General features: G+C 59.3%; 11 protein-coding genes and 1 pseudogene. 7 read left to right on the top strand and 5 right to left on the bottom strand.

What is annotated here, in order from left to right:
• Nucleotides 1-9 precede the first annotated feature (9 nt).
• The 3 genes from CKW20_RS17040 to CKW20_RS17050 form a co-directional block, all read right to left on the bottom strand.
• On the bottom strand, nt 10-1,680 hold the full coding sequence (locus CKW20_RS17040; RefSeq protein ID WP_095053971.1) for a cation acetate symporter: 1,671 nt from the start codon (nt 1,678-1,680) through the stop codon (nt 10-12).
• A complete protein-coding gene (locus CKW20_RS17045) occupies nt 1,680-2,006 on the bottom strand; it encodes a DUF485 domain-containing protein (protein WP_048393398.1) in 327 nt (108 codons plus the stop codon). Before CKW20_RS17045 ends, CKW20_RS17040 begins: the two co-directional genes overlap by 1 nt.
• 122 nt (nt 2,007-2,128) lie before the next feature.
• On the bottom strand, nt 2,129-3,751 hold the full coding sequence (locus CKW20_RS17050; RefSeq protein WP_095053972.1) for an acyl-CoA synthetase: 1,623 nt from the start codon (nt 3,749-3,751) through the stop codon (nt 2,129-2,131).
• 230 nt (nt 3,752-3,981) lie between these two features.
• Between CKW20_RS17050 and CKW20_RS17055 the strand changes: the two genes are divergently transcribed.
• The 3 genes from CKW20_RS17055 (at nt 3,982) to CKW20_RS17065 (ending at nt 8,276) form a co-directional block, all read left to right on the top strand.
• A complete protein-coding gene (locus CKW20_RS17055; RefSeq protein ID WP_095053973.1) occupies nt 3,982-6,258 on the top strand; it encodes a PAS domain S-box protein in 2,277 nt (758 codons plus the stop codon).
• A 4-nt stretch (nt 6,259-6,262) separates the two neighbouring features.
• On the top strand, nt 6,263-6,898 hold the full coding sequence (locus tag CKW20_RS17060) for a response regulator transcription factor (protein WP_095053974.1): 636 nt from the start codon (nt 6,263-6,265) through the stop codon (nt 6,896-6,898).
• A gap of 193 nt (nt 6,899-7,091) precedes the next feature.
• Nucleotides 7,092-8,276, top strand: a complete 1,185-nt coding sequence (locus tag CKW20_RS17065) for a patatin-like phospholipase family protein (protein ID WP_176466916.1) — start codon at nt 7,092-7,094, stop codon at nt 8,274-8,276.
• A 9-nt stretch (nt 8,277-8,285) separates the two neighbouring features.
• Here the strand turns inward: CKW20_RS17065 and CKW20_RS17070 are convergent, their stop codons facing one another.
• Complete coding sequence (locus CKW20_RS17070; RefSeq protein WP_095053976.1) at nt 8,286-8,936, bottom strand: MliC family protein; 651 nt, start codon at nt 8,934-8,936, stop codon at nt 8,286-8,288.
• A 246-nt stretch (nt 8,937-9,182) separates the two neighbouring features.
• Here CKW20_RS17070 and CKW20_RS17075 point away from each other — a divergent pair, with 246 nt between their 5' ends.
• From CKW20_RS17075 to CKW20_RS17085, 4 genes and pseudogenes are all read left to right on the top strand, one after another.
• Complete coding sequence (locus tag CKW20_RS17075) at nt 9,183-9,638, top strand: YMGG-like glycine zipper-containing protein (RefSeq protein ID WP_095053977.1); 456 nt, start codon at nt 9,183-9,185, stop codon at nt 9,636-9,638.
• A pseudogene (locus CKW20_RS30185) lies at nt 9,634-9,734 on the top strand (polyphosphate kinase 2); the annotation flags it as partial. The gene CKW20_RS17075 and the pseudogene CKW20_RS30185, both read left to right, overlap by 5 nt.
• A gap of 28 nt (nt 9,735-9,762) precedes the next feature.
• The gene (locus tag CKW20_RS17080) at nt 9,763-11,238 is read left to right on the top strand and encodes a DUF3300 domain-containing protein (RefSeq protein ID WP_095053978.1); all 1,476 of its coding nucleotides are present in this window, start codon (nt 9,763-9,765) and stop codon (nt 11,236-11,238) included.
• Nucleotides 11,235-12,146: a DUF2950 domain-containing protein gene (locus CKW20_RS17085; protein WP_371857436.1), complete on the top strand. Its 912-nt coding sequence runs from the start codon at nt 11,235-11,237 to the stop codon at nt 12,144-12,146. Before CKW20_RS17080 ends, CKW20_RS17085 begins: the two co-directional genes overlap by 4 nt.
• Nucleotides 12,147-12,171: 25 nt before the next feature.
• Here CKW20_RS17085 and CKW20_RS17090 read toward each other — a convergent pair whose 3' ends face one another.
• Nucleotides 12,172-13,182 carry an AraC family transcriptional regulator gene (locus CKW20_RS17090; protein WP_095053979.1) on the bottom strand — a complete coding sequence of 337 codons (1,011 nt, stop codon included), beginning with the start codon at nt 13,180-13,182 and terminating at the stop codon, nt 12,172-12,174.
• Nucleotides 13,183-13,281: the final 99 nt, after the last annotated feature.

The following is a 13,281-nucleotide window of genomic DNA, read 5'->3' on the forward strand; positions in this document are numbered from 1 at the left end:
CCCTTTCAATCAATGGCTGGAAGCGCTGGCGGCGCCGAGGCCGGTCTGGGCGCGAACAAACTGGTTGGCGTAAGCATCACGCTCCTTGTCGGCCCGCACGCTGCGGTCGAGTTTCGACACCACGACGATCACGAAGAACGCCAGTGGCATGGAGAACAGCGCCGGGTGGTCGTACGGGAAGATCGCATGTGTATGGCCGAGCACAGTGACCCAGACCGCTGGCGAGAGGATCACCAGCACCAGTGCGCAGATCAGCCCGGCGAAACCGCCGATGATTGCGCCTTTGGTGGTCAAGCCTTTCCAGTACATCGCCATGATCAGCACCGGGAAGTTGGTCGACGCAGCGATGCCGAAGGTCAAGCCCACCAGGAACGCGACGTTCATCTTCTCGAACAGAATGCCCAGCAGAATCGCAATGATGCCTAAGCCGACAGTGGCCATGCGGGTCACGCGCATTTCCTGTTTCTGGGTGGCTTTGCCTTTCTTGAATACTGTGGCGTAGAGGTCGTGGGATATCGCCGAGGCACCGGCCAGGGCCAGCCCGGAGACCACCGCAAGAATGGTGGCGAAGGCCACGGCCGAGAGGAAACCGAAGAACAGGTTGCCGCCGACCGCTTTGGCCAGGTGCATGGCAACCATGTTGCCGCCGCCAATCAAGGCGCCGCCGACTTCACCATTGACGTAGTACTGCGGGTCGGTGCCGATGATCACCATCGCGGCGAAGCCCAGAGTGCATACCACCAGGAAGAAGAAGCCGATGAAACCGGTGGCGTAGAACACCGATTTGCGCGCTTCCTTGGCGTTAGGCACAGTGAAGAAGCGCATCAGAATGTGCGGCAGGCCGGCAATTCCGAACACCAGGCCCAGCGACATCGAAGCGGTGTTGATCGGGTCGGCGAGCATTGAGCCAGGCCCCATGATGTTCCAACCACTGGCATGGGCATCGACGGCTTTGTTCGCCAGGGTTTCGTAGCTGAAACCGAACTGAGACATGGCCATGAGCGCCAGGGTCGTGCCACCGGCAAGCAGTAGCACGGCCTTGATGATCTGCACCCAGGTGGTGGCGATCATGCCGCCGAAAATCACATACACCAGCATCAGTGCGCCGACGATCACCACGGCTACCGGGTAGTCAAGGCCAAACAGCAACTTGATCAACTGACCCGCACCGACCATCTGCACGATCAGGTAGCAACACACCACCGTCAGTGAACCGAAGGCGGCGAAGATCCGCACTTTGTTCTGGTCCAGGCGATAGGACACGATGTCGGCAAAGGTGTAGCGCCCCAGGTTGCGCAAGCGCTCAGCCATCAGGAAGGTGATGATCGGCCAGCCAACAAAAAAGCCGATGGTATAGATGAAGCCATCGTAGCCCTTGGCGAACACCAGGCTGGACAGCCCCAGCAGCGTAGCGGCGGACATGTAGTCACCGGCAATTGCCAGGCCATTCTGGAACCCGGTGATACCACCGCCCGCGGTGTAGAAGTCCGAAGTGGATCTGGTTTGCCGCGCGGCCCACCAAGTGATGGCCAATGTGCTCAGTACGAAGACGAAGAACATGCCGATCGCATGCAGGTTGAGCGGCTGTTTTTCCACCGCACCCAGCGCGGGTGCAGCCAGCACAACGGAGGCCGGCAATAGCCCGGCAGCGGCGAGGAGAAGTTTACGCAACAGAGTCATCACTTGCTCTCCTCGAGAATGGCGGCGCCCAGTGCATCGAAGCGCGTATTGGCGCTGTAGACGTACCAACCGGTCAGTAGCCAGGAAAAAATGATGATCGCCGCGCCAACCGGCATGCCCAGGGTCAACATCCGATGCTCGGCGATCGGCGCATGCAGCCACTGCGGGGCAAACGCCACCACCAGCATGAACGCGTAGTAAGTGCCGAGCACGGCAGCACTCAGCGACCAGGCCAGGCGCGAACGGCTGCTCACCAATTGAAGGAATTTGGGGTTGGACCGAATGCGTTCACAGCGTTGGGTATCGGTTGAATGAATGTCGATCATGGGTGGCTCCACATTGTTTTTGTTATCAGTGTGTAGGTCAGGGGCAGGGCCAAATTCAGCCTGCACGAGCCCGAAGCGGCAGGTAAAACACCTGCCGCCTGGTGGGTACAACGTCGATTCGGTTAGAGCGCTTTGGCCCTGTCGCGCAAAACGTATTTCTGGATCTTGCCGGTTGAAGTCTTCGGCAGCAGGGTGAAAACAACCGTGCGCGGCACTTTGAAACCGGCCAGGTGTTCGCGGCAGAAACTGATGATGTCGGCCTCGCGAACGTCCTGGTGATCAGCCTTCAACGTGATAAAGGCGCAGGGCGTTTCACCCCATTTCTCATCGGGACGGGCGACGACGGCCGCTTCCATGACGGCTGGATGGCGATAGAGCACACCTTCCAGTTCGATGGTGGAAATGTTCTCACCGCCGGAAATGATGATGTCCTTGAGTCGGTCCTTGATCTCGACGTAACCGCTGGGATGACACACCGCCAGGTCACCTGTGTGGAACCAGCCGCCTTCGAACGCTTCGGCCGTGGCGGTCGGGTTCTTCAGGTAGCCCTTCATCACGGTGTTGCCGCGCATGAAGATTTCACCGATGGTCTGACCGTCTCGCGGGGTCGGCTCCAGCGTCTTCGAGTCGCCGACCATCACGCCTTCGAGCGTCGGGTAGCGCACGCCTTGACGGGATTTGATTTGCGCTCGTTCGTCCAGCGGCAACTCATCCCATTCGGCGTGCCAGGCGCAGAGCGTCACCGGGCCATAGGTTTCGGTCAGGCCATAGACGTGGGTGACCTTGATGCCCATTTGTTCCACGGCACCGATCACTTTGGCCGGCGGTGCGGCGCCGGCGACCATCGCGTTCACCGGATGATCGATCGCTGCTTTAGCCGATTCCGGCATGTTGACCAAGGCATTGAGCACGATCGGCGCGGCGCACAGATGGGTGACCTGATGCTCGCGGATCAGCGTGAGGATTTTCTGTGGATCGACGCGGCGCAGAAACACATGCACACCGGCCATGGCGGTGATGATCCACGGGTAGCACCAACCGTTGCAATGGAACATCGGCAAGGTCCAGAGGTACACCGGATGGTTACCCATGGCCCAGGTCATCTGGTTGCCCAATGAGTTCAGGTAGGCACCGCGATGGTGGTAAACCACGCCTTTGGGGTTGCCGGTGGTGCCGGAGGTGTAATTCAGCGAGATGGCTTGCCATTCATCCTCGGGCCACTGCCAGGCGAAGGCAGGATCGCCTTCGGCCAACAGCGCTTCATAGTCCAGATCGCTGACAGCCTGGCCTTCGCCGTACTCCAGATCATTAACGTCGATGACCAATGGCGGGTGATCCAGCATGCCGATCGCCGCGTGAATCACATCATGGAACTCACGGTCGGTAATCAGCACCTTGGCTTCGCCATGCTGCAGCATGAAGGCAATGGCTTCGGCATCCAGACGCACGTTGAGCGGGTTGAGCACCGCGCCAATCATCGGCACGCCGAAATGCACTTCGAGCATCTCGGGAATGTTGGGCAACATCACCGCCACCGTGTCGTTCTTGCCGATACCGCGACCGGCCAGCGCCGAGGCCAGACGGCGGCAGCGGGTGTAGGTCTGCGCCCAGGTGCGGCGAATCGAGCCATGGATGACGGCGGGATAGTGTGGGTAAACGCTGGCGGTGCGCTCGATGAAGCTGAGCGGAGACAAGGCAATATGGTTGACAGCCGCAGGGCTTAGCCCTTGTTCATAGATCGACATGTACGGGTACTCGGTGGCTGATTGTTAGCTCTATAGGTGACCTTGCAGCGTAGTCGCTGAGGTCGCCTTTTATGTCCGGCCTGATTTATATAACATTCAGCCACTGATATGGAAGTACAACCTACGTCATATAGGATATGTACTATATTTGATTCTTGCGGGACTGAATGAATACAGTGACACTGCAAACGCCGGTATATCCTTGGCCTCCCCAACGAAGCGGACCTGTGATGACCCTGACTCCCGTTCGATTGCACAGCTGGTTGCGCCTGCAGCGCGAGGGTGTGTCTCTGGCCGCCCGGGCCGATGCGTTGTGCCGTGCGCTGCAGGATTGCCCCGAGGTGCGCCGGGCGGTTTATTTGAGTTGGCAACCCAATGCGCGGATTTACAGCCACGAGGGCGCCGCCCAGCATTTTCCTCCGGGGCTGGGCGACCCTTCGCTGGCCAGCGATCAGCGGCTGTTTGATCGGCTGGCCGAAGCGGGGCGGCTGGATCTGGCTCAAGTACGTCAACTCGATTGTTGGCTGGCCGGCCGACTGCGCCGGGCCGCTATCAACCATGGCCAAGTGTTTGATCTGGCGTTGCAACCGGGGCAGGCGGGGTTGTTGCTGGTGGAAGTGTGTGAGGGCGTGAGTCTTGATTGGCTGGGTTGGGTGCAGGACTTGCTGACGACGCTGCTGAGCAGCGTCAATGGCATGCTGCGCGGCTCACCGCTGTTGGGGCACGACCCGCAACCGAGTCTGTTGCTCGATGCGCAGGGCCGGCCGCTGGAGTTCAACGCGGCGCTGCTGGCGTTGCTGGCCGAAAAGCCGCTGACCGATGTGCTGGGTTTTTTACCGGTGAATCACCGGGTGCTGGTACGCGCCTGCCTGGACCAGCAACGCGCCATCGAAGGGGTCGAAGCCCAATTCGAAGCACAGATCCTGATCTGGACGTTTATCCCCGATCCGCAGGACAACCGTGTGCTCGCCCGGTGTCGCGATGCCACGGCACAAGTGCTGGCCGAGCGTGAAGCGGCCACGGCACGGCGGCTGTACCGGCTGATCATTGAAAACACCACCGACCTGATTTCCCGACACACACCGGACGGGCGCTTTCTCGATGCCTCGCCGGCGTCCTGGGCATTGCTCGGCTACTGGCCGGAGGAGTTGCGCGGGCAAATGGCCCAAGGCTTGTTCCATGGTCAGGACCTGGCCAGCCTGGTACAGCGCGCGCGGGATGCCCTGGAGCAGGACGGTTATCACACGATGACGTATCGGATTCGCCATCGGGATGGGCATTACCTGTGGTTTGAAACCGCCAGCCGGGCGATTCGCGAGACCTATACCGGCGCAGTGGTGGAAGTGGTCAGCGTGTCCCGGGACATTACCGCCCGGGTGCACGCCGAGGAGAACAAGCGGCGCCTGGCGGAAGTCGTCGAGGCCAACACTGATCCTGTGTTGTTCATCAACCCCGAGGGCCAAGTCACTTACCTCAATCCAGCGGCGCGGCGCATCCTGGGGATCGACGAGCAACAACCGATGCCAGCGCTGGCAACGTTGTTCGCCAGCGGCGACTTGGCACGTCTGCAGCGTGATGGCTGGAGCAGTGCCGAACGCGACGGTGTCTGGAGCACCGACGCGCGATTGCAGCCACCGGGAGGCGGCACTTCAGTGCCGGTATCGCTGGTGCTGCTGGCGCACCGTTCGGCCGGCGGCGAGCGCTATTACTCGTTGGTGGCGCGGGACATGACCGAGCGTGAACTACGTGAAGTGCAACAGCGCCGCCATCAGGACGAACTGGCGCACACCGCGCGGTTGGTCACCCTGGGTGAATTGGCCTCGGGCATCGCTCACGAAATCAACCAGCCATTGGCGGCGGTCGTCAATTACGCCAATGCCAGCCAGCGCTATTTGCAGACGCTGGATTCCAATCCCCAGGCCGCCGCCAAAGTGGCGCAAGGGCTGGAGCGCATTACCCATCACGCCACTCATGCTTCAGAAGTGATCAGACGTTTGCGGGCGTTTCTGCGCAAGGGGCAACGCCGCATGCAGGCCTTGAATTTCACCGAGGTCGCCCGCGAGGCCGTGCGTTTATGTGCCTGGGAGGCGAGCAATTGCCAAGTGACAATCGAGGATCGCCTACCGGATAATCTGCCGCCGATTTATGCCGACCGAGTGCTGCTGGAGCAGGTCCTGCTCAATCTCTTGCGAAATGCCATCGATGCCAACCGCGAACAACATCCGGGGCAACCCTCGCTGATCGTGATGGCTGCGGGGCAGGGCGCTGGTGCAACCGTGGAAATCAGTGTGCAAGATCAGGGGCCAGGCGTCAGCGAGCCCGAACTGGAGCAAATATTTACCCCGTTCTATACCAGCAAGGCCGATGGCCTGGGGCTTGGCTTGTCCATGAGCCGCAGCATCATCGAAGGTTTCGGTGGCGAATTACAGGCCCGACGCCAACCTGTCGGGCTGCTGATGTGCTGCCGCTTGCCGCTGGCCGGCCCAACAAAACAACAACAGGAATAATGTAATGGCAGGTGTGACGGCGCACGTGGTGTATGTGGTCGACGATGACCAAGGCATGCTCGATTCAACCGTCTGGTTGTTGGAGTCGGTAGGGCTCAAAGCCTTACCGTTTACCAGTGGCGTGGAGTTTCTCAATGCCTGTGATGCCAGTCTTGATGCCTGCGTGCTGCTCGATGTTCGCATGCCCGGCATGGGCGGTTTGAACGTGCAGGAAGAAATGCGCGCGCGTGAGCTGAACCTGCCGATCATTTTCGTCAGCGGGCACGCGGACGTGCCGATCGTCGTTCGCGCTTTCAAGGCGGGCGCCCATGACTTCATCGAGAAGCCCTACAACGAGCAATTGCTGCTGGACAGCGTGCAACAGGCGCTCAGCAACTGCGCGGCAAATCGCTCGGGCAATCAGGGGCACGAAGCCTTGCAGGCGCGCTTGCTGACACTGACCCCACGGGAGCGCGATGTTTTGCTGCCGCTGGTCCAGGGTTACACCACCCGTGAGATCGCCGAGCAACTGGGCGTCAGTGCGAAAACCGTCGATCTGTATCGTTCGCGGGTGATGAAACGCATGCAGGCCAATACCTTGCCGGACTTGGTGGGCATGGCCATCGCTGCTGAACTGGTCGATCCGCTGAAGCTGCGGTGATTGCTCGCGTTTTCTAATGATCTCTACAGGAGAGGATCAGCCGCAAGACAGACCGGACGTCCCACCAACGTTACGACCGCCTGAGCTTGCGCTAGCATGAAAGATGTTCAGGCCACTCGCCATTGAGAGGCGGGTCATGGGTGTCGAGTGTGCATGATGGGCTCTGTCAATTGCAGGGGCCGGAGGAGGCGTGTTGAAACCATTCCAGCTCAGACCTAGCGCCTCAACACTGAACATGTTGCGTCAAGCGTGCCTGCAACGCCGTGATGCGGTGCCGCCAACGTTAACGGAAAAAGCGCTCATCCCGGGCATTCCAGATGCTCGCTACTGGCTGGATCAGGACCTGACTCCGTTCATTCGGGATGTGAGTCAGGCCAACCTTCGAGAGGCTGAAGCGCTCGCCAGGGCAGGGCTACCGAACGATATCCTGCCGCGGGCAAATTTGCTGGCCGTTTCCGGCGGCGGCGACGCCGGCACATTCGCGGGGGGCATCATTGCGGGATGGACCCAGCATGGGACTCGACCGGTGTTCAAAGTTGTCACCGGCATCAGCGCTGGCGCCCTGGTCGCCCCATTTGCCTACCTGGGGCCCCAGTACGACGATGTTATTGTGCGTATCTGCAATGCAGTCGGTCCAAAAGACATTTTCCATGCGCGCAATATGCTGACCCGTCTTACCAGCGATGGTATGGCGCACAGCAAGCCACTGTCGCGGCTCATTGCACAGTACGTCACTGCCGAGATTCTTGCGGCGATCGCGGCGGAATACGAAAAAGGACGGCTCCTGATGATCGGTACAACCGACCTTGATTCAGGGCGCCCGGTCACCTGGAACATGGGCGCGATTGCCTCCAGCCAGGCACCGGGAGCGCTTGAGCTGTTTCGCAACATCATGGTCGCGTCGATGAGTATTCCCGGTGCCGTCTCGCCCGTCATGATTGATGTGGACGTTAACGGCCACCCTTTTCAGGAAATGCACGTGGACGGAGGTGTCCTTACGCAGGTGTTCCTTTACCCACCCGGCACCGTGATGGCGCTGAACCAAGTGCCCGGGGCGCGTTTGCGTCGTGAACGGCATTTCTATGTCATTCGCAACGGCAAACTGGAACTGCAATGGTCCGGAACGAAGCGCCGAACCTTGAACATCGGCGGTCGAGCCATCAGCGCATTGATCCAGAATCAGGGGATCAGCGATCTGGATCGACTTTACCGAATTGCCCAGCAGGATGGGGCGGACTTCAATCTGGCGTACATCGGCTCCGACTTCCGCATTTCTCGCCTCCATAAATTCGATGGCGAGTACATGAAGCGCTTGTTCAAATACGCCTTTGAACTCAGTGCCAAAGGCTATCCGTGGCATAAATCGCCGAGTACGTGAGAGACGGGCTCAGCCGATCGGCTCGGCCGTACAACTCATTTCCCCTGAGCCTGGCTTCTGGAAAAGCACCACGTTGCCGTCTTGCCAGAAGCTGTAGCTCCCCTGGGAATCTTTACCCGTGTATTGGGTTCCCAAATCATTCTGCACCTGGCTCAGGGTGATGGAGGAGTTCGCCCATTTCAGGTACACGACACCAGGCTGCGTGTTAAAGAAAGTGGCGGCAATCAGCGCATTAAGCCCTGTACACCGAAAAGCCAGGGGGCCTTCGGTGAGTCTGTCTGGATCCTTGGTTCTTGCAATGGCCGAGCCTTGGCGTAGCTGGTGCGCGCGTTCGGCATAACTTCGGATCGCGCATGCCTTGGGCGCAGGCTCGGAAGCACACTGATTACGGGCCTCGATCCAGAACTGCTGGTCGATCATTACTTTGTCGGGACGCGGCACTGAATGATCATCCGTGAGCGCCAGACGATAAAGACGCGTCAGTTCGATATCCATCTGCATCAGTTGTGGATCGCGACAGATAAGCTTTTCGACGGATGCCCTTGCCGTGGCGCAGTCGAAGCTGGTCTGGAGAACGGGCGAAGCATTTGCACAGGTGCTCATCGCCGCGCACACGCTGGCAGCGAGCAGACAGGTGAAAAGGGCCGTGACCGTTTTCATGTTGGCTTGATCATTACGTGATGCCCGGATTGCCGTGGATCTACCGATCCGTTGAACAGTCATTCGTTCACATTGGGTGTATCGCAGTGTAAGTCAGTGCTCAAAACTTGCCACACCCGTTCGAGGGCGTAGAAAGTACAAAAGGAATTAAAGGTTGCATCATAAGAACATTGTTCCAGGGTTGGTCGCCCAGATGCTGAGCTAGACTGAAAGATTCCAAAGCACACTGATAGCAGTGGAGTCTTTATGAAAAAATCCATCCCCCCCTGTCTGGCTACGATGGTCTCGGTATTCTGCCTTTGCGCTTCGGCCGAGACCGTAACGCCGCTCAAAGGACAGACTCCTGAAATCATTCAGCAGGACATTAGTTCATGCCAGGCTCAAGCCAGCAACACAGCAAGCACCAGCACAACGCCTGAATCAGGTGGACGTGCCCGTGGTGCCGCTTCTGGCGCAGTAGCAGGTGCGGCGGTTGCCGGAGCGCGCGGTCGTCAGCATGACGAGCTTTATGACAAAGTAGATGACGATGTCAAACAGGAATATCGACAGAACAAAGCCAAGGATGCGGCTGTGGCAGGTGCGGTTGTAGGTGGATCCCGGCAACGTCAGGATCGTCGTGAGGATCGCCGGGCAGAACCGGCTGCCACTGCTTCCGCGTACAGCAGTTGCATGCAGCAACGGGGCTACCAGATAACCCCTTGAACCGTTGCGGGAGTGGGTGAAAGCAAGGGCATCAAGATCTGCATCGTCTTTGAAGGGCGCGACGGTACAGGGGAGGGTGGAACGATCAAGGCGCTCAAGTCTGCCTGGCCACAGAGGGGGTGCAATGCGCATTCCATTATTTTACGCGGTGTCAGCTGTACTGTTTTTGAGCGGATCTTCCTGCCTGGCGCAGTCATTGGATGCGAGCGTGACCGCAAACGCTGCCGACACAGCGCCCGTCACGGCGGCGGCCAAAGATGTCGTGTTTACCCAGGAACAGCTGGATCAAATGCTGGCGCCCATTGCGCTTTATCCGGACCCACTGCTGGCACAGGTGCTGATGGCCACCACGTACCCTGGGGAAGTCGTCGAGGCGGTAACCTGGTCTAAAGCACACCCGGACGCCAAGGGTGATGATGCGGTCAAACAAGTGGCGAACCAACCCTGGGATCCGAGTGTGCAGGCGCTGGTCGCCTTCCCTCAGGTTCTGGCAACGCTGGGGCAGGATCCCGTCTGGGTACAACGCCTGGGTGATGCTTTCCTGGCGCAGCCCGACGATGTCATGGGGGGCGTGCAACGCTTGCGTCATCAGGCGCAAGCCGCAGGCAACCTGCAGAGCAATCAATATCAGAGCGTGACGGTTCAGGCTGCTGCGGCACCGGCACCGGCACCGGCAGCTCAGGCTCCGGCCCCTGCCAGCAGCACTTCCACCATCATCATTGAACCCGCCGATCCGCAGGTGGTGTACGTACCCAGTTATAACCCGACAACCACCTACGGCACCTGGCCCTATCCTGCGTCGCCTCCCGTGTACTATCCACCGCCGCCAGCCTATTACCCCGGTTCGGCATTGATGGCCGGGCTGGCGTTTGGTGCCGGTGTGGCAATCATCGGCTCGTTGTGGGGTGATTGTGACTGGGACAACAACGACATCGACATCGACGTCGATCGTTACAACAACATCAATCGCAACAACCAGATCACCAATAATCAGAACAAGTGGCAGCACAACACCGTTCACCGCGATGGCGTTCCCTATCGAGACACCAAGAGCCGCGAACAGTACGGTCGACAACTGGGCGGTGCCAGTCAGCGTGAGGCTTATCGAGGGGACAATGCCCAACGAGCCCAGGCGCGCGAAAAAGCCCGTAGCTCAATGGACAAGCACGGTATCGAACGACCGGCCACCAGCAACCGCGAAGCCCGTGACCGAGCGCGCGAAGCCCAGTCCGGAACCTCGGCCGGCAATCGGATGCAAGCAGGTGCAGACAGGCCGAGGACGTCTGACAGAAGCCAGGACACTGCCAGAAACACTCGGGAGAGTCAGCAGCCCAGGAAACAGACCGCTCAGGTGAATCAGCGCGCACAGGGCACCTCGCAGACGCGTCAAGCTACGCAAAACCGGCCGTCCGCCGGTGCGGGCAGTGCCCGCAACAATGCATTCGCCGGCGCGCGCTCACCGTCCCAGACCAACGCACAAGCCAGTCGTGGCCGGACCAGCCAGGCATCCGCCCAGCGCCCCAGCGCCTCGCGATCGGCCGGCCATCAGGTCAGTCGCCCCTCCAGTCCACCATCGCGTCAAAGGGGGGGCCGTCGTTGAAAAACAATCCTCGAGTGAAGGCACTCACGGGCTTGCTCCCTCAGGTCCTGGCGATAACTGCCGGCTTGGCGTGGTCGTGCATCGTTACGGCACAGCAGGCCTTTCCAACGCCAGAAGAAGCCGCTCAAGCGTTCGTGGAAGCACTGGGTACGGAACACGCCGATCAGGCACGCCTGACAGCGTTGCTGGGGAAGGAATGGCACAGCTTCATTCCGCTCGAAGGCGTGCAGCGCAGTGATGTAGATGCGTTTTTGAAGCAATACCGCGAGCAACACCGTATTGAAAAAACCAGCGACAGCAAGGCGCTCTTGTCGGTGGGCAGTGACCACTGGACACTGCCAATACCCATGGCAAAAGACACGAACGGTTGGCGCTTCGACATCAAGGCCGGTAGCGCCGAAATCCGTGCACGTCGAATTGGCCGCAACGAACTCACCGCGTTGCAATCGGTGCTGGCCTATCACGACGCCCAGATGGACTATGCGTCAGTGGATCGTAATGATGACGGCGCACTCGCCTATGCGCAGAAAATCTTCAGCACCGCCGGCAAGCACGACGGACTCTACTGGGCGGACGACGATAGCGGTCAGATCAGCCCGTTGGGTCCCTCGTTCGGCAAAACCATTGCCGACGAGGACTGGCATGGTTACCACTTCCGCATCCTTGATGGCCAAGGTCCTTCGGCACCTGGTGGCGCCTACAGCTACCTCATCGGTGACAAGATGAGCCGTGGCTTTGCACTGATCGCCTGGCCGGCGAAATACGATGACACCGGGGTGATGAGTTTCATGATCAGTCATGAGGGACAGGTGTTCGAGAAAGATTTGGGGCCTGGTGGTGACAAGTTGGTGCAGTCAATGAAGCGCTTTGACCCAGATGACAGTTGGAAGGTGGTAGATCAAGAGTAGCAAGACGGCATACGCAGGGAATTTGCTAAGTCAACCGATTGGACTGGCGAGCTCGCCAGGTTGATGGGCTGCAATCGAAGTGCCGGCTGAACCAGCGGGAGAAGGCGCTAAGTTCGGAAAACCCCAGAACCCCGGCTATCTCACTCAAACGTTGATTGGAATATGCCAAGTGACGCATTGCCAGTTCTGCACGCACCTGATCCAGCAGCGAGGAAAATGTTTCACCCTCCTGCGCAAGCTTGCGATGCAGTGTTCGCCTGTCCCATCCCAGGTTGACCGCCACTTGCTCCACCGAGCAATGCCCTGTGGGCAGGACTATCCAAATCATCTGGCGCACCTGTTCAAGTAAAGCTGTTTTGGATTCTTCGCGGATACTGTTCAGGTACTGATGAACATAACGAGCCCTGTCCGGGTCGGCGCTGGACAGGGCCTTGTCAAGGTCGGTACTGCGGCAGACGATGGCATCCATCAGGCTGTTGAACTGCACCGAGGTGGCGAATACGCGGCGGTGTCGACTATCGTCCAGCGGCGCTGCATGACGAAAGCAAACCACTGAAGGATGCCAATGCTTCCCCAGCAAGGTTTTCAACAGGCGGTGAGTCACCCCCACTGACAGTTCCATCGCCTGGCGCACCGGCAGGTTTCCCACCGTGACCTGTTCCATGCGCAAAACCACCACGCCGCCACTTTCCTCGATGTTCAACACCAGACCCTGATTGTGCAGGTGTAGGAAATCGCGGAACGCCTCCAGGGCTGAACGAATGGTCGGCTCGTCACGCCACAGCAGCGCCAGAGGCCCCAGATTGGAGAGCTTGCGGGTTTCGGCCATGCGCAAGCCAAAATCGTCCACACCCGCTTCACGCGCAGAACTTTCGAGCAGACGGGCTACGGCGTCGTTGGGAATTTTCAAGTCTGGTTGAAGCAGGCATCGGGGATCGAGGCCGACGAGGCGCAATTGCTGCAGGTGATCAACGTGTAGCGATCGGGCTATTTGCGCGTAGTTGGTCAAGCTGGCACTGCGAACTAGACCACTCATGGATGATTTATCAACCTGGGACAGCGATTTATCAGCTTAGCAGGTTGATGTCCCGCAAAGTCAAGGTGAATGCCGGCCGCCGCGCGACACTGCGTTAGC

Origin of the sequence: Pseudomonas sp. Irchel s3b2 (assembly GCF_900187445.1) — a bacterium.
Classification (GTDB): domain Bacteria; phylum Pseudomonadota; class Gammaproteobacteria; order Pseudomonadales; family Pseudomonadaceae; genus Aquipseudomonas.

Excerpts from the sequence above, each read along its gene's own strand:
- CKW20_RS17045 (WP_048393398.1), bottom strand. The coding sequence starts at position 2,006 with ATGATCGACATTCATTCAACCGATACCCAACGCTGTGAACGCATTCGG.
- CKW20_RS17050 (WP_095053972.1), bottom strand. The coding sequence starts at position 3,751 with ATGTCGATCTATGAACAAGGGCTAAGCCCTGCGGCTGTCAACCATATT.
- CKW20_RS17055 (WP_095053973.1), top strand. The coding sequence starts at position 3,982 with ATGACCCTGACTCCCGTTCGATTGCACAGCTGGTTGCGCCTGCAGCGC.
- CKW20_RS17090 (WP_095053979.1), bottom strand. The coding sequence starts at position 13,182 with ATGAGTGGTCTAGTTCGCAGTGCCAGCTTGACCAACTACGCGCAAATA.
- CKW20_RS17040 (WP_095053971.1), bottom strand. The coding sequence starts at position 1,680 with ATGACTCTGTTGCGTAAACTTCTCCTCGCCGCTGCCGGGCTATTGCCG.
- CKW20_RS17070 (WP_095053976.1), bottom strand. The coding sequence starts at position 8,936 with ATGAAAACGGTCACGGCCCTTTTCACCTGTCTGCTCGCTGCCAGCGTG.
- CKW20_RS17060 (WP_095053974.1), top strand. The coding sequence starts at position 6,263 with ATGGCAGGTGTGACGGCGCACGTGGTGTATGTGGTCGACGATGACCAA.
- CKW20_RS17080 (WP_095053978.1), top strand. The coding sequence starts at position 9,763 with ATGCGCATTCCATTATTTTACGCGGTGTCAGCTGTACTGTTTTTGAGC.
- CKW20_RS17075 (WP_095053977.1), top strand. The coding sequence starts at position 9,183 with ATGAAAAAATCCATCCCCCCCTGTCTGGCTACGATGGTCTCGGTATTC.